Source organism: Streptomyces sp. NPDC031445 (assembly GCF_055581365.1).
On the sequence record NZ_JBVIJO010000019.1, the window covers coordinates 57,854 to 76,487 of the forward strand.

The window sequence follows — 18,634 nt, forward strand, 5'->3', positions numbered from 1 at the left end:
AGTGCCAGTGGCACGCGTCGTAGTCGACGTCATGCTCAAGCCGGAGATCCTCGACCCCCAGGGCCAGGCGGTCCAGCGTGCGCTGCCGCGCCTGGGTTTCGAAGGGATCTCGGACGTACGTCAGGGAAAGCGTTTCGAACTGGAAGTTGACGGGCCGGTCGACGAGGCCGCGCTCGCCCGCATCCGCGATCTTGCGGAATCCTTCCTCGCCAACACCGTGATCGAGGACTTCACCGTCCGGGTCGATGAAGTCGCGGAGGCGGCCAAGTGACCGCTCGTATTGGCGTCGTCACTTTCCCGGGAAGCCTGGACGACCGGGACACCCGGCGCGCGATCCGTATCGCCGGGGCGGAACCGGTCGCCCTCTGGCACAAGGACAAGGACCTCAAGCAGGTCGACGCCGTCGTGCTGTGCGGCGGTTTCTCCTACGGCGACTACCTGCGGGCCGGCGCCATCGCCCGTTTCTCGCCGGTGATGGAGCCGCTCGTCGAGCAGGCGAGGGCCGGACTGCCGGTCCTCGGCATCTGCAACGGCTTCCAGATCCTCACCGAGGCCCACCTCCTCCCGGGCGCGATGCTCGGCAACGACCACCTCCACTTCATCTGCCGCGACCAGAAGCTGCGGGTGGAGAACGCGGAGACCTCCTGGACCGCCGACTACCGCGCCGGCCAGGAGATCCACATCCCGCTGAAGAACATGGACGGCCGGTACGTCGCCGACGCGTACACGCTCGACAAGCTGGAGGCGGAGGGCCGCGTCGCCTTCCGCTACCTGGACTTCAACCCGAACGGCTCGCTCAACGACATCGCCGGCATCACCAACGAGGCCGGGAACGTCGTCGGCCTCATGCCGCACCCCGAGCACGCCGTCGAGCCGCTGATCGGTAGCGGCCGTACCGACGGGCTCCCGTTCTTCACCTCGATCCTCAAGAAGCTGGTCAACGCATGAGCCGGACGCCTCTGGACACGGTCGAGCACGCGGCCGCGACCCCCGACGTCGAGCTGCCCTGGGCCGAACTGGGCCTGAAGAAGGACGAGTACGAGCGGGTGGTGGAGATCCTCGGCCGCCGCCCCACCGGCGCCGAGCTCGCCATGTACTCGGTCATGTGGTCCGAGCACTGCTCGTACAAGTCCTCCAAGGTCCACCTGCGCCAGTTCGGCGAGAAGGCGCCGCAGAGCGACGCGCTGCTCGTCGGCATCGGCGAGAACGCCGGTGTGGTGGACGTCGGCCAGGGCTACGCCGTGACCTTCAAGGTCGAGTCGCACAACCACCCGTCGTACGTCGAGCCCTACCAGGGCGCGGCCACGGGTGTCGGCGGCATCGTCCGCGACATCATCGCGATGGGCGCCCGCCCGGTCGCGGTCGTCGACCCGCTCCGCTTCGGCGCGGCGGACCACCCCGACACCAAGCGCGTCCTGCCCGGCGTGGTCGCGGGCATCGGCGGCTACGGCAACTGCCTGGGCCTGCCCAACATCGGCGGCGAGGTCGTCTTCGACGCCTGCTACCAGGGCAACCCGCTGGTCAACGCCGGTGCCATCGGTGTGATGCGGCACGAGGACATCCACCTCGCGAAGGCCTCCGGCGCGGGCAACAAGGTCATCCTCTACGGCGCCCGGACCGGCGGCGACGGCATCGGCGGCGCGTCCATCCTGGCCTCCGAGACCTTCGACGACGCCAAGCCCTCGAAGCGGCCCGCCGTGCAGGTCGGCGACCCCTTCCAGGAGAAGCTGCTGATCGAGTGCACCCTGGAGGCGTTCCGGGAGAAGCTGGTCGTCGGCATCCAGGACCTCGGCGCGGCCGGCCTGTCCTGCGCCACCTCCGAGCTGGCCTCCAACGGCTCCGGCGGCATGCGCGTCACCCTGGACGACGTCCCGCTGCGCGACTCCACGCTCTCGCCCGAGGAGATCCTCATGAGCGAGTCCCAGGAGCGCATGTGCGCCGTCGTGGAGCCGGACAAGGTCGACCGCTTCCTGGAGATCTGCGAGAAGTGGGACGTCATCGCCACCGTCATCGGTGAGGTCACCGACGGCGACCGGCTGGAGATCTTCTGGCACGGCGAGAAGATCGTCGACGTCAACCCGCGCACGGTCGCGCACGAGGGCCCGGTCTACGAGCGCCCCTACGCGCGCCCCGAGTGGCAGGACGCCCTCCAGGCCGACGACGCGAACAAGCTGCCCCGCCCGGAGACGGGTGAGGAGCTGAAGGCGCAGGTCATCAAGCTGGTCGGTTCGCCGAACCAGGCCTCCAAGAAGTGGATCACCTCCCAGTACGACCACTTCGTGCAGGGCAACACCGTCCTCGCCCAGCCGGAGGACTCCGGCATGATCCGCGTGGACGAGGAGACCGGTCTCGGCGTGGCCATCGCGACGGACGGCAACGGCCGCTACGCCAAGCTGGACCCGTACACGGGCGCCCAGCTGGCCCTGGCCGAGGCCTACCGCAACGTGGCCACCACCGGCGCCAAGCCGCTCGCGGTCTCGGACTGCCTGAACTTCGGCTCGCCCGAGGACCCGGCGGTCATGTGGCAGTTCGCGGAGGCCGTGCGCGGTCTCGCCGACGGCTGCCTGCAGCTGGGCACCCCGGTGACCGGCGGCAACGTCTCGCTGTACAACCAGACCGGCGAGGCCGCCATCCATCCGACCCCGGTGGTCGCCGTGCTCGGCGTGATCGACGACGTCGCCCGCCGCACCCCGGTCGCCTTCCAGGAGGAGGGCCAGCTGATCTACCTCCTCGGCGACACCCGGGAGGAGTTCGGCGGCTCGGCCTGGTCCCAGGTGGTCCACGACCATCTGGGCGGTCTGCCCCCGCAGGTGGACCTGGAGCGCGAGCGCCTGCTGGCCGAGATCCTGATCTCCGCGTCCCGCGACGGCATGATCGACTCCGCGCACGACCTGTCCGACGGCGGTCTGGTGCAGGCCGTGGTGGAGTCCGCGCTGCTCGGCGGCAAGGGCGCGCGTCTGGTCGTACCCGACGGCCTGGACGCGTTCACCTTCCTGTTCTCCGAGTCGGCCGGCCGCGCGATCGTCGCCGTGCCGCGCTCGGAGGAGGTCCGCTTCAACGACATGTGCGGTGCGCGCGGCCTGCCGGCCACCCGCATCGGTGTCGTCGACGGCGACGCGGTCGAGGTGCAGGGCGAGTTCACCCTCCCCCTCGCCGAACTGCGCGAGGCCCACGAGGGCACGATCCCGGCGCTGCTGGCGTAGCGCGTCCAGGGGCCACGGCCCCCAGGGGCACGCCGGAGCCCCCGCCCGGAGACACGTCCCGGGCGGGGGCTTCCCGCTGCACCGGACGCGGGTCCCGGCCCCCTGCCCGGCAAAGGCGCCGCCGGGGCCCGGCAGGCCGACGGGTGAAGGTTCGGGAAGCCTCGTCGGCCGCAGGCGTGACCGCGTGCGGCGCGGGGAAGGAGTGGCTTGCCAACCCGCCTGTGCCCGTGGGGGAGTCGGGCAGTAGGCGACATCCGTGAGTGAGCCCGGGGGAGCGGCCGGATGGAGATCAGGTTCGAGGCGGCCGGAGCCGCCCGCGAGGAAGAACTGCTGTCCCTGTACGACTGGCTGGCGGCGGACCGCGCGCTGCGCGGCCGGGTCCGGGTGACCCGGGTCGCCGAATCCGGCGCGGGCACCGGGCGGATGGGCCCGGGTGTCGACCTGGTTCTCGCGGTGCTGTCCGCCGTCAGCGGCCTGGGTCAGCTCCAGCTGTCGTACCTGGCCTGGCGGCGGAGCGTCCGGCCACGGGCCCGTGTCACCATCGACATCACCGGAGCCGACCCCGGCCAGGTGGCCGAACTGCTGCGCGGCTTCGGACAGGACGGCGACGAGGCGGACGGGGAGCCGCGGTGACCGACGGCAGGGACGCCGGGACGGTCGAGAGCTTCGGCCGGATCGACCCCGAGCGCTCCGCCTGTGTCCTGATCGGCGTGGACGACTACGCGCACCTGGACCCGCTGCGCAGCGTCAGGCTCAACCTCACGGAGCTCCGGTCCGCGCTCACCGACCCGGACATCTGGGGCATCCCGGACGACGGTCGGCGGATCCGTGCGGTGTCCAACCCCGCCTCACCGGCCGAGCTGGTCCGCCCGATCCGGGAGGCCGCCGCGCTGGCCGAGGACACCCTGATCGTCTACTACGCGGGTCACGGCCTCAAGGACCGCCACGAACAGCAGCTGCTGCTGACCCTGCCCGACTCGGTCGAGGACCAGCCGGACACCTGTGTCCGGTCCGGAGACGTCCGCCGCGCCATCCGCGACACCGGCGCCGCGCTGCGCCGGGTCCTGATCCTGGACTGCTGCTACAGCGGGCAGGTGCTGACCGAGATGACGGACGGCCACCGGCACGTCGTCGAGATGGCCGTGTCGACGCTGGAGGACGTCGAGGGCTCCTACGTCATGACGTCCGGGCCGCGCGACCGGCCCTCGCACGCCCCCGACCCCAAGCGCTGCACCCTGTTCACCGGCGCCCTGGTCGACGTCATGCGCGAGGGGTTGCCTGACGGCCCGGAGATGCTGGGGCTGCACGACCTCTTCCTGGAGGTCACGAAGCGCATCCGCACCCACCGGCCCGAGGTGCCGCAGAAACCACAGGACCAGGACAGCAACGGCGTCGGCGCCCTCGGCTTCGTCCACAACGCCGCCGTACGGGCCCGCCGGCCCGGGTACGCCAAGCCGCCCGAGCCCACCCGCTGGCAGCGCGTCCGCACCCCGGTCCTGTCGCTGACGGCCGGCGTCCTGGGTCTCGCCCTCGGCCTGGGCGTCCCGCCCCTCGCCGACTGGTGGCACGACAACCACCCGGCGCCCGCCGCGGGCCCCTGCGCGGTCCCCTCGCCGTCCGACCCGGCGGCACCCCGCGCGGAGCTCCTCGACCACTCCGACGCCCTGGACAAGAAGAGCGTCTACTACGAGAAGATCGCCGGCCTGTCGGCCCTGGCCCTGGTCGCGCAGGGCGAGGAGGTCAGGGCGCTGGCCCTCGCCGACAACTCCCCGGGCCGGGTCTGGCCGCTCGCCCTCGGTTCCCCCTTCGAGCTGGACCCGGTCCCCGCCACGTCGGTGCCGCTCCGCCGCGCCGACGGCACGAGGTTCCCGATCGACGGCGACTGGTACGACGGCGAGGGCATGGTCGTCGAGAAGGGCGGCAAGACCATGCTGATCGCCTCCGAGACCGGCCCGGCCATCCGCCGCTTCGAGATCGCCAGCGGCCGGCAGATCGGCAAGGACTTCCCCGTCCCGAAGGAACTGCGCTTCTCTCCCGAGGGCGCCGCGCAGACCGGCCGCAGCATCGAGTCACTGGCCGTCTCCCCGGACGGCCGCCATCTCTACGCCGGCTGGGAGGCACCCCTGGCCAAGGACGGCGACCAGCGCGGCCGGGGCATCATCCGCATCCAGCGCTACACCGGGTCGGCCGGCGGCGCCTACACCCCGGACGGGCAGTACGCGTTCATGGCCGATGACGGCATGTACCTGTCCGAGCTGAACGCCATCGACGACGACGGCAACCTGCTGGCGCTGGAGCGCCAGTACACCGCGGGACTGGGCCCGGCCATCCGGATCGTCCAGCTCTCCCTCGCCCACGCCGAGAACGTCACCGGACTGACCTCCCTGTGGCACCAGCCGCCGAAGATCTTCGCCACCGACGAACTGGTCGTCGACCTGGCCACCTGCCCCGCGGGCGGACGCGGCCAGGTCACCGCCCCGGCCTCGTCCGCCCGGTACCCGCTCCTCGACAACGTCGAGGGCATGGCCCTCGGCGCCCCCTGGACATCCGGCCGCTACAAAGGCTGGCACCCGCTGTACCTGGTCTCCGACGACAACGACAGCGACGACCAGATCACCCGTCTCTACTCGCTCGCGGTGAGGCTGCGCCCGTGAATCGCGGTGGAGCCGCGCCCCTGACTAGGGTCACCGCCATGCCCACGGCCAAGAAACGCACCCGGACCTACGACCCCGCCAAGACCCGTACGGCGGTCCTCGCCCAGCTCACCCACGTGCGGGACGCCGTCCGCACCCTCGGCCCCGACCAGCTCGGCCTCCCCACCCGGCTCGACGCCTGGACCGTACGGGACCTGATCGCGCACATCGGCATGGCCGGCACCGCCGTCCAGCGGGCCCTGGAGCGGCCCGCCCCGCCCCGGCAGACCGTGACCGTGGTCGAGTGGGCGTTCTCCACCGGGTCGCGCGCCGGTGCCATCGCCGACCACACCCGGGGTCTGACCGCCGCCCACCCCGACCCCGGCGCCCACCTCGCCGACGTCGACCGGAGCCTGCGCTCCCTGCTGGACGAGCACCCCGGCAGCCGGCTGCTGGACACCAGCGCGGGCGCCCTGCCGCTGGACGACTACCTCGTCACCCGCGCCGTCGAACTCGTCGTCCACACCGACGACCTGAACGATGCCGTCCCCGGTCTTCAGGTGCCGTACGACCGGCAGGCCCTGGCCGCCGCCACCCGGCTGCTCGCCGACGCCCTCGCGCTGAAGGCGCCCGGCGGTTCCACCGAGGTGCGGGTGCCGCCGTTCGCGGTCGTGCAGTGCGTCGAGGGCCCCCGGCACACCCGGGGCACCCCGCCCAACGTCGTGGAGACCGACCCGCTGACCTGGATCAGGCTCGCCACCGGCCGTACGGCCTGGGCCGACGCGCTGGCGGCCGCCAAGGTCAGCGCGAGCGGGGAGCGGGCGGACATCGGGGGACTGCTGCCGGTCATGGCGTGACCGGAACCGGGGCCCGCCCGCGTGCGTCGAACCAGCATGAACCGGTACAAGCAGCGCGTGACCCTGGCGGTGGCCGCCGTGCTTCTCCCGTTCACGGTGGCCTGTGGCGGCGAGAAGGCGGAGAGTGGAGCGGTGAGCGTCCAGCAGCCGGTGACCGGGATCGACTGGCGGGTCGACGGCATCACCGTCGGCGCCGCCACCCGGCACGCGCCCGCCTCCGCCCGTCTGCGCATCGACGAGGACGGCAAGGCGGGCGGCAACCTGGGCTGCAACCACTTCAGCGCCCGCGCCACCGTACGCGGGGACCGCATCACCCTCGGCGACCTGCGCACGACCAGGATGGCCTGCGGCGAGGAGCGCATGGAGTTCGAACGCGCCCTCGCGCGCATCCTCACCACCGGCACGCTCACCGCCCAGGCGGACGACGGCAAGGCGACGCTCACCGACGGCGACGGCGACCGCGTCCACCTCAGCCGCGGCGCCGCCGGATGATGTGCGACACCTCACTCGGGAAGACGGCGAAGACGCCCGTGACCGGCCCGTACGGCCCGGCCGGAGCCCTCGGCCACCGGTGAAGAACGGGACTGACCAGGGAAAACGCGGAATCCCCCAAGATGATCCCGACCGGCCGGACCGTTATGGGCGCGCATCCCCAATTCGGACCAGTGGTCGACCTCGCCTACACTCGGTTGCGTGCCACGTGGTGACGGTCGACTCAATCACGATCTGCTTCCCGGCGAGAAGGGCCCCCAGGACGCTTGCGGCGTCTTCGGCGTCTGGGCTCCGGGTGAAGAGGTCGCAAAGCTCACGTACTTCGGGCTCTACGCCCTCCAGCACCGGGGTCAGGAATCCGCGGGAATCGCGGTCAGCAACGGCTCCCAGATCCTCGTCTTCAAGGACATGGGCCTGGTCTCCCAGGTCTTCGACGAGACCTCGCTCGGTTCGCTCCAGGGTCACATCGCGGTCGGACACGCCCGCTACTCGACCACCGGCGCCTCCGTGTGGGAGAACGCCCAGCCGACGTTCCGTGCCACCGCGCACGGTTCGATCGCGCTCGGACACAACGGCAACCTGGTCAACACGGCGCAGCTCGCCGAGATGGTCGCCGACCTGCCCAACGACAACAACAGCCGCTCCACCCGGGTCGCGGCCACCAACGACACCGACCTGCTGACGGCCCTGCTGGCCGCCCAGGTCGACGAGAACGGCAAGCCGCTGACCATCGAGGAGGCCGCCCACGCGGTGCTCCCCAAGGTCAAGGGCGCCTTCTCCCTCGTCTTCATGGACGAGCACACCCTCTACGCTGCCCGTGACCCGCAGGGCGTCCGCCCGCTGGTCCTCGGCCGGCTGGAGCGCGGCTGGGTGGTCGCCTCCGAGACCGCCGCGCTGGACATCACCGGCGCCAGCTTCGTCCGCGAGATCGAGCCGGGCGAGTTCGTCGCCGTCGACGAGAACGGCCTGCGCAGCTCCCGATTCGCGGAAGCGAAGCCCAAGGGCTGTGTCTTCGAGTACGTGTACCTGGCCCGCCCGGACACCGACATCGCCGGCCGGAACGTCTACCTCTCCCGCGTGGAGATGGGCCGCCGGCTGGCCAAGGAAGCCCCCGTAGAGGCCGATCTGGTCATAGCGACCCCGGAGTCCGGCACCCCGGCCGCCATCGGCTACGCGGAGGCCTCCGGCATCCCCTTCGGCGCGGGTCTCGTGAAGAACGCCTACGTCGGGCGCACGTTCATCCAGCCCTCGCAGACCATCCGCCAGCTGGGCATCCGGCTGAAGCTGAACCCGCTGAAGGAAGTCATCAAGGGCAAGCGCCTGGTCGTCGTCGACGACTCGATCGTGCGCGGCAACACCCAGCGGGCCCTGGTCCGCATGCTCCGCGAGGCCGGCGCCGCCGAGGTCCACATCCGGATCTCCTCCCCGCCCGTCAAGTGGCCCTGCTTCTTCGGCATCGACTTCGCCACCCGCGCGGAACTGATCGCCAACGGCATGACCATCGAGGAGATCGGCACCAGCCTCGGCGCCGACTCCCTGGCCTACATCTCCATCGACGGCATGATCGAGGCGACCACGATCGCCAAGCCGAACCTGTGCCGCGCCTGCTTCGACGGCGAGTACCCGATGGAGCTGCCGGACCCGGAGCTGCTCGGCAAGCAGCTGCTGGAGACCGAGCTGGCGGCCGGTCCGGCCGCCACCGCGGCGACCGACGCGATCCGCCGCCCGTAAGTTCTGCCGTACGACACGAAGGTTCTCACCCCATGTCTGAGACGACTGGTGCCAGCTACGCAGCCGCGGGCGTCGACATCGAAGCGGGAGACCGCGCCGTAGAGCTCATGAAGGAGTGGGTGAAGAAGACCCGGCGCCCCGAGGTGCTGGGCGGCCTCGGCGGCTTCGCCGGGCTCTTCGACGCCTCCGCCCTCAAGCGCTACGAGCGCCCGCTCCTCGCCTCCGCCACGGACGGCGTCGGCACGAAGGTCGACATCGCGCGCCGGATGGGCGTCTACGACACCATCGGCCACGACCTGGTCGCCATGGTCATGGACGACATCGTGGTGTGCGGCGCCGAGCCGCTGTTCATGACCGACTACATCTGCGTCGGCAAGGTGCACCCCGAGCGTGTCGCGGCCATCGTCAAGGGCATCGCGGAGGGCTGTGTGCTGGCCGGGTGCGCCCTGGTGGGCGGTGAGACGGCCGAACACCCGGGCCTGCTGGGCGAGGACGACTTCGACGTCGCCGGCGCCGGTACGGGCGTCGTGGAGGCCGACCGGCTGCTCGGCGCGGACCGCATCCGCACGGGTGACGCCGTGATCGCCATGGCGTCCTCCGGGCTCCACTCGAACGGGTACTCCCTGGTCCGCCACGTGCTGCTGAACACGGCGGGCCTGGCCCTGGAGTCGGAGGTGGCCGAGCTGGGCCGCACCCTCGGCGAGGAGCTGCTGGAGCCCACGAAGATCTACTCGCTGGACTGCCTGGCACTGACCCGCACGGCCGAGGTGCACGCCTTCAGCCACATCACCGGTGGCGGGCTCGCCGCGAACCTGGCCCGCGTCATCCCGGACGGGCTGCACGCCGTCGTCGACCGCTCCACCTGGGCCCCGGGCGCGATCTTCGACCTGGTCGGGACGACCGGGAACGTGGAACGCCTGGAGCTGGAGAAGACCCTCAACATGGGCGTCGGCATGATCGCGATCGTCCCGGAGGAGTCCGCGGAGGTCGCCCTCGCGACGCTGGCCGACCGGGGCGTCGACGCCTGGGTCGCCGGTGAGATCACCGAGCGGGGCGAGAAGACGACCGGCGCGGAGCTGGTGGGGGACTACGCCGTCTGACCCGGCGGACAGCACAAGAGCCGGTCGGTGGCTGTGCCACCGACCGGACTGGTGCTCAGTGCAAGGTCAAGCGCCTCGACGGTGCTGTGCGGGACCTTCGTCCTCGTCCTCGTCGTCCTCATAGAGGTCGGCGTAGCGAGAGTACAGGTCGTCGTCGTCTTGCTCATCGTCCGTGAAACGGTCGCCGTTCGGCGACTGGTTCGACGTCGATGCGCCCAGCTCCTCGGCCAGGCGTGACAGGTCCGTCCCGCCGCTGTTGTACTTCAGCTGGCGGGCGACCTTCGTCTGCTTGGCCTTGGCCCGGCCGCGCCCCATGGCTCGACCCCCTCAACGACGGGGCTCGACGGCCCCAGAGTCTGACACGCGTTCATGATCTGGAACGGACTCTCAGGGAGAGGCCGGTCCGTAGGGCTTCCACGGTACCTGAGCCCGCGCCCATACGGTACGTCGCCCGCAGCACGCGCGTCTGCCCAGGACCTTCGAGGCGCCCTGTCCTCGCTGGTCAGTGGCGATTTTAACCACTTATCGGGGAACGACCCGCCGGTGGGAGTGAGAGTTCTCTCGAAGTTCCCGCCGACGGGTACCGCTCATGTGTGCGATCGGCTCAGAGCGCGGCGCGGGCCGCGCGGGCGTCGGCCATCCGCTGCTCGGCGATCCGGTCGGCCGCGGCGGCCGGCGGAATGCCGTCTTCCTTCGCACGTGCGAATATGGCCAGCGTGGTGTCGAAGATCTTCGCCGCCTTCGCCTTGCACCGGTCGAAGTCGAACCCGTGCAGCTCGTCGGCCACCTGGATCACCCCGCCGGCGTTCACCACGTAGTCCGGCGCGTAGAGGATCCCGCGGTCGGCGAGGTCCTTCTCCACGCCCGGGTGGGCCAGCTGGTTGTTGGCCGCACCGCAGACCACCCTGGCGGTGAGCACCGGGACGCTGTCGTCGTTCAGGGCGCCGCCGAGGGCGCAGGGGGCGTAGATGTCGAGCCCCTCGACCCGGATCAGGTCCTCGGTGGTGGCGACGGCCGTCACCCCGGCGGGGTACTGCTCCAGGAGACGCTGGACGGCGTCCACGCGCACGTCCGTGATCACGACCTCGGCGCCCTCGTCCCGCAGGTGCTTCACCAGGTGGTGGCCGACCTTGCCGACGCCGGCGATGCCGACCTTGCGGCCGCGCAGCGAGGGGTCCCCCCACAGGTGCTGGGCGGAGGCGCGCATGCCCTGGTAGACCCCGAAGGCGGTGAGCACCGAGGAGTCGCCGGCGCCGCCGTTCTCGGGGGAGCGGCCGGTGGTCCACCGGCACTCGCGGGCCACCACGTCCATGTCGGCGACGTACGTGCCGACGTCGCACGCGGTGACGTAGCGGCCGCCGAGCGAGGCGACCATGCGGCCGTAGGCGAGGAGCAGCTCCTCGGTCTTGTCGCGCTCCGGATGGCCGATGATCACGGCCTTGCCGCCGCCGTGGCCGAGACCGGCCATGGCGTTCTTGTACGACATGCCGCGCGCGAGGTTGAGGGCGTCCGCGACGGCCTCGGCCTCGGTCGCGTACGGGTAGAAGCGCGTGCCGCCGAGGGCGGGGCCCAGGGCGGTGGAGTGGATGGCGATCACGGCCTTAAGGCCGCTGGCGCGGTCCTGGCAGAGCACGACCTGCTCATGGCCGCCCTGGTCCGAGTGGAACAGGGTGTGCAGGACATCAGCAGGCGCGCCGGTTACGTCGGTCACTGTGGTGACTCCTGTGTACTAGCGGCGAGTGGGGTTCGGTCCCCGTACGGGTGGCGGGAAACCGTGGCATGAGCGTAGAGCCTCGGCTTCCTCACCGTCCGCGCAGTGTTCAGGATCACTCTCCGGGGCCCGCTGTGCACGTATGGGCGTGGCACGATTTGCAGTGGTTTCGAGCCGGGTCCGCTGGGGAGGGAGCAGGCGTGCCGAAGGTGTCCTCCGTGGTCGTCCCCTATGCCGCGTACCTGCGCGTGTACGAGCCGCTCGGCGCCTTCCCGGAGCCGGAGCGCGCTCACTGGGAGCGCTACGCCCGCCGCTCCGACCGCCCCTCCTACCAGGACGAGCTGCGCCGCTCCCTGGCCGGCCTGCTGCCGGTCCCGCCGATCGCGGTGCCGGTGCACGAGAGCGGCGACGCCTTCGTGCTGGAGGTCGACGGGGTGGTCTGCGTGTGCCCCTGGCGGACCCGGCTGCGGGGCTGGCAGGCCCTGGAGGAGCTGGCCGGGGAGCTGCCCCCGCCGGTGCTGGACGCGGTGCTGCCGCCGGTGGTGCGCCGGCAGGCCGCCCAGGACTACGAGCGCTGGCTCGCCCGCAACCCGGACGCCCGCCCGTGGATCCGCACGGCGACCTGGCAGGTGCCGCTGAACTGGTTCGTGCTGGTCTCGGACGAGGAGCGGCGGTACGACAAGGGGACGGCCGACGTGCCCCCGGTGCTGCGCTACCGCACGCCGATGGTGCAGGCCCGGCGCCGGGTGGCGCGGGCGCTGCGCACGCTGAAGGACGCCGTCGAGGAGGGCCCGCTGATCGACGGCCTGGTGGACGTCGGCCGCTGGCTGGAGGAGTTCCACCCGCGCTCGCTGGTGGAGCTGGACTACGGCGGCCTGGTGCACGTGCTGCCGGCCGGCGAGCTGGAGGGCGACCACTCGGCGGCGGACGTGGCGGCCGGGATCGAGGCGCTGCGCCGGGGTGACGGGGCGGCGGCCGGCGAGGCGTACGGGCGCCTCGTGGAGCGGTGGCGGGCGGTACGGGACCGGCGCTCCGCGAACTGAGTGACGTACGTCACGGTCAAATGGGTGACCGAGGACGTACGTTCTACTCTCCTGGACATCTGACGGGGCGTCGGCCCCGATCTGGACGTATGTCTCAAGGGTGATGGACGGCACTTAACCGGCCCTTGCGCCTCTTGGCACCCCTCGTGCCAAAATAGGACAAGGAGTCCGGGGAGGACTCCTTCCGCCCAACTGTGCTCCATGATGGGCGGATTCTCAGCATTGCACGCTTTGGGGGGTCTGGTGACCTCTGATCGTCCTGTGACTGATCGTCACAGTGGCGTGACTGTCCGCTATGGCATGGTCCATCGGCTTCCGTCGCTGATGAACACCTGGGAGGGCAATTCCATCGGTTTGGCCGACGCGGCTGGACAGATGGTGTAGTTGTAGTGCCGAGGACAAGCCGTTCGTCCTATAACCGACTCGACTCGCGTCCGCCATTTCGGGCAACGCGGGTCAAGGTGCAGAATTTAGAGGAAAGAACCGAGAAGGTTCGGTTCTCCCGAGGAGGCCGCTCATGACCGCTCGCACCCCTGATGCCGAGCCGCTGCTGACCCCGGCTGAGGTCGCCACCATGTTCCGCGTCGACCCCAAGACGGTCACGCGGTGGGCGAAGGCCGGCAAGCTCACGTCCATCCGTACGCTCGGCGGGCACCGCCGTTACCGCGAGGCCGAGGTCCGCGCGCTGCTCGCGGGCATCCCGCAGCAGCGCAGCGAGGCCTGAACAACTCCATAACCGGGCAAGACGGTCGGTTCCCCCAACTGGCCGAGGCGCCCGAACCCTGGCTCCAAGCGACGCGGGACCTGCCCCAACAGGACCCTCGCCCAGGCCGAAGAGAACGTCATAGGCAAGCGACACAGGGTGCGTCGTCGATCGCGCTGGACTCCGCCGAGTCCAGCGCGATCTTTTTTGTGCGCAGGTCGGGGGTATGGGCGGCGCTTGTGAGCGTCCTTGTCGGAGTCTGGGGAGGGGTGTCGGAACGACTGTGTGGGACCTCTGAGGGTGGTGCAATTGCACATATTAAATTGACCCGTTGTATGAGAGGGGTAAGTACCGCTGTTTCAAAAACTCATGCGGTGACTCCCGTCACACGCCCGGACGCTTGTTGCCCGCGGCCCGCATGCGTTAGAGGAGCGTCCGTGCGGGGGTGCGCGCCCCAGACTCCCACGCCCGTAAGGAGGTTGGGGCCGGCCGGGGGTCAGACGCGAGGGGTGGCCTCGCCGTCCTCGGCGGCCTCCTGCCCGGCCTCCCGGGCCTGCGGGGCGGCGTCCATCGCCAGCCGCAGCAGGCGGTGGCAGATCGGACAGTGGCGGGTGAGGTGCCCGTAGGACGAGGCGGCCGACAGATGCGCCCTCAGGAGCGCCCGCGTCTCGTGCCTGACCGACGCCGCCATACGCCACCTCCGGGGCCGTGCAGAGGGAACGAGCCCTGCTCCCTGAGTACCGGCGGAATGTGACGCCGTCAAGACGACGGGGGCTCCGCCGGTTCGGCCGGGCTGCGGAGCGCCGGTGCCGGGAAGGCGCCCCTCGGGCCGCCCCCAGCCCCCAACGGCCCTGCCGGGCCTCGTCCTCAGACGCCGGACGGACTGGTTCCCCCGGCCGGCGACACGGCCGAGGCCCGCTCTCCCTCGCGGGATGCGCGCCTCTGGCTCGGGTACGACTGAGGCCCGCTCTCCCTTGCGGGAGGCGGGCCTCAGAAGTTGTGCGGTCCTGACGGGATTTGAACCCGCGGCCTCCACCTTGACAGGGTGGCGAGCACTCCAAACTGCTCCACAGGACCTTGCTCGCGGCGCTTTTTCCTGCGTTGCGCTGCGAGAAGAGACTGTACAGGAGGGTGAGCCCCCTGGTCGAACTCACCCTCCGTGCGACAGCGGTTACGGGACGGCGGCGTCGATCGCCTTGACGATCCGCTTGTCGGAGACGGGGTACGCCGTGCCGAGCGCGTGGGCGAAATAGCTGACCCGCAGCTCCTCCAGCATCCAGCGGATGTCCAGGACGTCGGCCGGCACCGGCCGGCCCTTCGGGAGCTGCTCCAGGAGCCAGGCGTACTCGTCCTGCATCTCGTGGACCTTCTCCATGCGCGTGGTGTCCCGCTGGGCGTTCGTCGGCATCTGCTGCAGGCGCCGGTCGGCGGCCACCAGGTAGCGCATCAGGTCCGGCAGGCGTCGTATGCCCGCCCAGGTGACGAAACCGGGCTTCACGAGGGCGTCCAGCTGCTTGCGGACGTCCGTCAGGTTCGCGAGCAGCGACGGGCTCCGCACGGTCTTCAGGCGGCGCTCACAGGCCTGCCAGGCGGCGAGGACCTGCTGCACCTGGGTGACCGTGCGGACGGTGGTGTCCACGATCTCCGCGCGCACCTTGTCGTACAGCTTGCGGTACGACTCCTCGTCCCACGCCGGCCCCCCGAAGTCCGCGATCAGCTTGTCCGCCGCGGCCATCGCGCAGTCGTCGAACAGGGCCTGGATCGAGCCGTGGGGGTTGGCCGAGAGGGCGAGCTTCTGGGCGTTCGTCAGCTTCTCGGACGCGAACTTCGCGGGATTCACCGGGATGTTGCGCAGGATGAGCCGGCGGGTGCCCTTCCACATGGCCTCCGCCTGCTCCGCCTCCGTGTCGAAGAGGCGGACGGAGACCGTGTCGCCGTCGTCCACCAGCGCCGGGTACGCCTTGACCGGCTGGCCCGCCCGGCGTGTCTCGAAGACGCGGGTGAGGGTGCCGATGGTCCAGTCCGTCAGGCCCTTGCGCTCCAGGGACTCCCCGCCCTCGCGGGACGCGGTCGCCGCCGCGGCCTGCGACAGGGCCTGACGGGCCTTCGGCTTCAGCCGGAGCTTCAGCGCCTCCAGGTCCTTGTCCTCGGCCAGCTTCCGGCGCCGCTCGTCAACGATCCGGAACGTGATCTTCAGGTGGTCGGGGACCTTGGCCCAGTCGAAGTCCTCCGCCTCGAACGGAACGCCGACCATCCGCTTCAGCTCGCGCGCCATCGTGACGGTCAGCGGCTCCTGGAGGGGCACCGCCTTCTCCAGGAACGCCCTCGCGTAGTTCGGCGCCGGCACGTAGTTGCGGCGGATCGGCTTCGGCAGGGAGCGGATCAGCTCCGTCACCACCTCCTCGCGCAGGCCCGGGATCTGCCAGTCGAAGCCCTCGTCCGTGACCTGGTTGAGGACCTGGAGCGGGATGTGGACCGTCACACCGTCGGCGTCCGCACCCGGCTCGAACTGGTAGGTCACCCGGAACTTGAGCTGCCCCTGCCGCCAGGTGTCGGGATAGTCGGCCTTGGTGACCGCCTCCGCCGACTCCCGGATGAGCATCTCCCGCTCGAAGTCCAGGAAGTCCGGCTGCTCGTGCCGCTTCCGCTTCCACCAGGAGTCGAAGTGGGCGCCCGAGACGACGTGTTCGGGCACCCGCTGGTCGTAGAAGTCGAAGAGCGTGTCGTCGTCGACCACGATGTCCCGGCGCCGGGCGCGGTGCTCCAGCTCCTCGACCTCGCTGAGCAGCTTGCGGTTGTCGGCGAAGAACTTGTGGTGCGTGCGCCAGTCGCCCTCCACGAGCGCGTTGCGGATGAACAGCTCGCGGGAGACCTCGGGGTCGATCCGGCCGTAGTTCACCTTGCGCTGGGCGACGATCGGCACGCCGTACAGCGTGACCTTCTCGTACGCCATCACGGCCGCCTGGTCCTTCTCCCAGTGCGGTTCGCTGTACGTCCGCTTGAGCAGGTGCCCGGCCAGCGGCTCGACCCACTCCGGTTCGATCCTGGCGTTGACCCGCGCCCACAGGCGGCTCGTCTCCACCAGCTCGGCCGACATCACGAACTTCGGCTGCTTCTTGAACAGCGCCGAGCCCGGGAAGATGGCGAACTTGGCGTTGCGGGCGCCCAGGTACTCGTTCTTGTTGCCGTCCTTCACGTCCTTCATCCCGACGTGGGAGAGGAGGCCGGCGAGGAGGGAGACGTGGACGCGGTCGGCGGGGGCCTCGTCGTCGTTGAGGTGGATGCCCATCTGCTTGGCGACCGTGCGCAGCTGGGTGTAGATGTCCTGCCATTCGCGAATGCGCAGGAAGTTCAGGTACTCCTGCTTGCACATCCGGCGGAAGGACGACGAGCCGCGCTCGCGCTGCTGCTCGCGGATGTACCGCCACAGGTTGAGGTAGGCGAGGAAGTCGCTGGTCTCGTCCTTGAAGCGGGCGTGCTGCTGGTCGGCCTGGGTCTGCTTCTCGGCCGGGCGTTCGCGCGGGTCCTGGATGGACAGCGCGGCGGCGATGACCATGACCTCGCGGACGCAGCCGTTCTTGTCGGCCTCCAGGACCATCCGGGCCAGACGGGGGTCGACGGGCAGCTGGGCCAGCTTGCGGCCGGTCTCGGTGAGCCGCCTGCGGGGGTCCTTCTGCGCCGGGTCCAGCGCGCCCAGCTCCTGGAGGAGCTGCACGCCGTCGCGGATGTTGCGGTGGTCCGGCGGGTCGATGAAGGGGAACTTCTCGATGTCGCCGAGGCCGGCCGCGGTCATCTGGAGGATGACGGAGGCCAGGTTCGTCCGCAGGATCTCCGCGTCCGTGAACTCCGGGCGTCCGAGGAAGTCGTCCTCGGAGTACAGGCGGATGCAGATGCCGTCGGACGTACGGCCGCAGCGGCCCTTGCGCTGGTTGGCGCTGGCCTGGCTGACCGGTTCGATGGGCAGCCGCTGGACCTTGGTGCGGTGGCTGTAGCGGCTGATCCGGGCGAAGCCGGGGTCGATGACGTACTTGATGCCCGGCACGGTCAGGGAGGTCTCGGCGACGTTGGTCGCCAGAACGATCCTGCGTCCGGTGTGCGGCTGGAAGACCCGGTGCTGCTCGGCGTGCGAGAGCCGGGCGTACAGGGGCAGCACCTCGGTGAAGCGGTACTTCCTCTTCTCCAGCGCGTCCGCGGTGTCCCGGATCTCCCGTTCGCCGGAGAGGAAGACGAGGATGTCGCCCGGGCCTTCGGCCTGGAGTTCCTCGACGGCGTCGCAGATGGCGGTGATCTGGTCCCGGTCGGCGTCGTCCGAGTCCTCCTCCAGGAGCGGCCGGTAGCGCACCTCCACGGGATACGTCCGCCCGCTGACCTCGATGATCGGGGCGTCGCCGAAGTGCCGGGAGAAGCGCTCCGGGTCGATGGTCGCCGAGGTGATGACGACCTTCAGGTCGGGCCGCTTCGGCAGCAGCTGGGCGAGGTAGCCCAGCAGGAAGTCGATGTTGAGGGACCGCTCGTGGGCCTCGTCGATGATGATCGTGTCGTAGGCGCGCAGCTCGCGGTCGGTCTGGATCTCGGCGAGCAGGATGCCGTCCGTCATCAGCTTGACGAAGGTGGCGTCCGGGCTCACCTGGTCGGTGAACCGCACCTTCCAGCCGACGGACTCGCCGAGGGGCGTCCTCAGCTCCTCCGCGACCCGCTCGGCGACGGTCCGGGCGGCGATCCGGCGGGGCTGGGTGTGCCCGATCATGCCGCGCACGCCCCGGCCCAGCTCCAGGCAGATCTTCGGGATCTGGGTGGTCTTCCCGGAACCGGTCTCACCGGCCACGATGACGACCTGGTGATCACGGATGGCGGCCGCGATCTCGTCCTTCTTCTGGCTGACCGGCAGCTGCTCGGGGTAGGTGACGGCCGGCACGCGTGAGCGCCGCTCGGCCATCCGGGCCTCGGCCTTGCCGATCTCGCCGTCGATCTCGGCGAGGACGGCGGCCTGGGCCTCCGGCTTACGGATCTTGCGTGCGCCCTCCAGCCGCCGCCCGAGCCGGTGCGCGTCGCGCAGCGACAGCTCGGTCAGACGGGGTGCGAGGGTGCCGAGGGCGGGGGCGGGATGCGTAGACATACGCGATCCAGGATCTCACCTGGGGCGAAAAACAAGCGAACGATT

15 protein-coding genes and 1 tRNA gene are annotated in these 18,634 nt (G+C 70.6%); 11 read left to right on the forward strand and 5 right to left on the reverse strand.

Annotation, left to right across the window (positions count from 1 at the left end; translation table 11 throughout):
* The first annotated feature begins 7 nt into the window (after positions 1-7).
* The 9 genes from purS to purM all read left to right on the forward strand — a co-directional run bounded on the left by purS (position 8) and on the right by purM (position 10,016).
* The gene (gene purS, locus ACZ5DC_RS36635; RefSeq protein WP_014673609.1) at positions 8-271 is read left to right on the forward strand and encodes a phosphoribosylformylglycinamidine synthase subunit PurS; all 264 of its coding nucleotides are present in this window, start codon (positions 8-10) and stop codon (positions 269-271) included.
* Positions 268-948 (forward strand): phosphoribosylformylglycinamidine synthase subunit PurQ, encoded by a 681-nt coding sequence (gene purQ, locus ACZ5DC_RS36640; protein ID WP_468660123.1) that lies wholly within the window; start codon positions 268-270, stop codon positions 946-948. Before purS ends, purQ begins: the two co-directional genes overlap by 4 nt.
* On the forward strand, positions 945-3,203 hold the full coding sequence (purL, locus tag ACZ5DC_RS36645) for a phosphoribosylformylglycinamidine synthase subunit PurL (RefSeq protein ID WP_468660125.1): 2,259 nt from the start codon (positions 945-947) through the stop codon (positions 3,201-3,203). The genes purQ and purL overlap by 4 nt, the downstream gene beginning before the upstream one ends.
* A gap of 282 nt (positions 3,204-3,485) precedes the next feature.
* On the forward strand, positions 3,486-3,836 hold the full coding sequence (locus tag ACZ5DC_RS36650) for an effector-associated constant component EACC1 (protein WP_468660127.1): 351 nt from the start codon (positions 3,486-3,488) through the stop codon (positions 3,834-3,836).
* Complete coding sequence (locus ACZ5DC_RS36655; protein WP_468660129.1) at positions 3,833-5,857, forward strand: caspase, EACC1-associated type; 2,025 nt, start codon at positions 3,833-3,835, stop codon at positions 5,855-5,857. The genes ACZ5DC_RS36650 and ACZ5DC_RS36655 overlap by 4 nt, the downstream gene beginning before the upstream one ends.
* A gap of 38 nt (positions 5,858-5,895) precedes the next feature.
* A complete protein-coding gene (locus ACZ5DC_RS36660; protein ID WP_468660131.1) occupies positions 5,896-6,693 on the forward strand; it encodes a maleylpyruvate isomerase family mycothiol-dependent enzyme in 798 nt (265 codons plus the stop codon).
* 36 nt (positions 6,694-6,729) lie between these two features.
* Complete coding sequence (locus ACZ5DC_RS36665) at positions 6,730-7,185, forward strand: META domain-containing protein (protein ID WP_468660133.1); 456 nt, start codon at positions 6,730-6,732, stop codon at positions 7,183-7,185.
* 201 nt (positions 7,186-7,386) lie between these two features.
* Complete coding sequence (gene purF / locus ACZ5DC_RS36670; RefSeq protein WP_468660135.1) at positions 7,387-8,916, forward strand: amidophosphoribosyltransferase; 1,530 nt, start codon at positions 7,387-7,389, stop codon at positions 8,914-8,916.
* 32 nt (positions 8,917-8,948) lie between these two features.
* Positions 8,949-10,016, forward strand: coding sequence for a phosphoribosylformylglycinamidine cyclo-ligase (gene purM / locus ACZ5DC_RS36675; protein WP_468660137.1), 1,068 nt, complete (start codon positions 8,949-8,951; stop codon positions 10,014-10,016).
* 66 nt (positions 10,017-10,082) lie between these two features.
* Here purM and ACZ5DC_RS36680 read toward each other — a convergent pair whose 3' ends face one another.
* Together ACZ5DC_RS36680 and ACZ5DC_RS36685 are read right to left on the reverse strand one after the other, a co-directional pair.
* Positions 10,083-10,331, reverse strand: a complete 249-nt coding sequence (locus ACZ5DC_RS36680) for a DUF3073 domain-containing protein (RefSeq protein ID WP_189890681.1) — start codon at positions 10,329-10,331, stop codon at positions 10,083-10,085.
* Between the two features lie 289 nt (positions 10,332-10,620).
* Positions 10,621-11,727, reverse strand: coding sequence for a Leu/Phe/Val dehydrogenase (locus ACZ5DC_RS36685; protein WP_468660140.1), 1,107 nt, complete (start codon positions 11,725-11,727; stop codon positions 10,621-10,623).
* 200 nt (positions 11,728-11,927) lie between these two features.
* Here ACZ5DC_RS36685 and ACZ5DC_RS36690 point away from each other — a divergent pair, with 200 nt between their 5' ends.
* Positions 11,928-12,770 carry a DUF8083 family protein gene (locus ACZ5DC_RS36690; protein ID WP_468660142.1) on the forward strand — a complete coding sequence of 281 codons (843 nt, stop codon included), beginning with the start codon at positions 11,928-11,930 and terminating at the stop codon, positions 12,768-12,770.
* A 517-nt stretch (positions 12,771-13,287) separates the two neighbouring features.
* Positions 13,288-13,494 (forward strand): developmental transcriptional regulator BldC, encoded by a 207-nt coding sequence (gene bldC, locus ACZ5DC_RS36695; RefSeq protein ID WP_003949541.1) that lies wholly within the window; start codon positions 13,288-13,290, stop codon positions 13,492-13,494.
* Between the two features lie 475 nt (positions 13,495-13,969).
* Here the strand turns inward: bldC and ACZ5DC_RS36700 are convergent, their stop codons facing one another.
* From ACZ5DC_RS36700 to hrpA, 3 genes are all read right to left on the reverse strand, one after another.
* A complete protein-coding gene (locus tag ACZ5DC_RS36700) occupies positions 13,970-14,164 on the reverse strand; it encodes a DUF6274 family protein (RefSeq protein ID WP_468660144.1) in 195 nt (64 codons plus the stop codon).
* 311 nt (positions 14,165-14,475) lie between these two features.
* Positions 14,476-14,550, reverse strand: a tRNA-Asp gene (locus ACZ5DC_RS36705).
* A 94-nt stretch (positions 14,551-14,644) separates the two neighbouring features.
* Positions 14,645-18,589 carry an ATP-dependent RNA helicase HrpA gene (gene hrpA / locus ACZ5DC_RS36710; protein ID WP_468660146.1) on the reverse strand — a complete coding sequence of 1,315 codons (3,945 nt, stop codon included), beginning with the start codon at positions 18,587-18,589 and terminating at the stop codon, positions 14,645-14,647.
* Between the last annotated feature and the right edge of the window lie 45 nt (positions 18,590-18,634).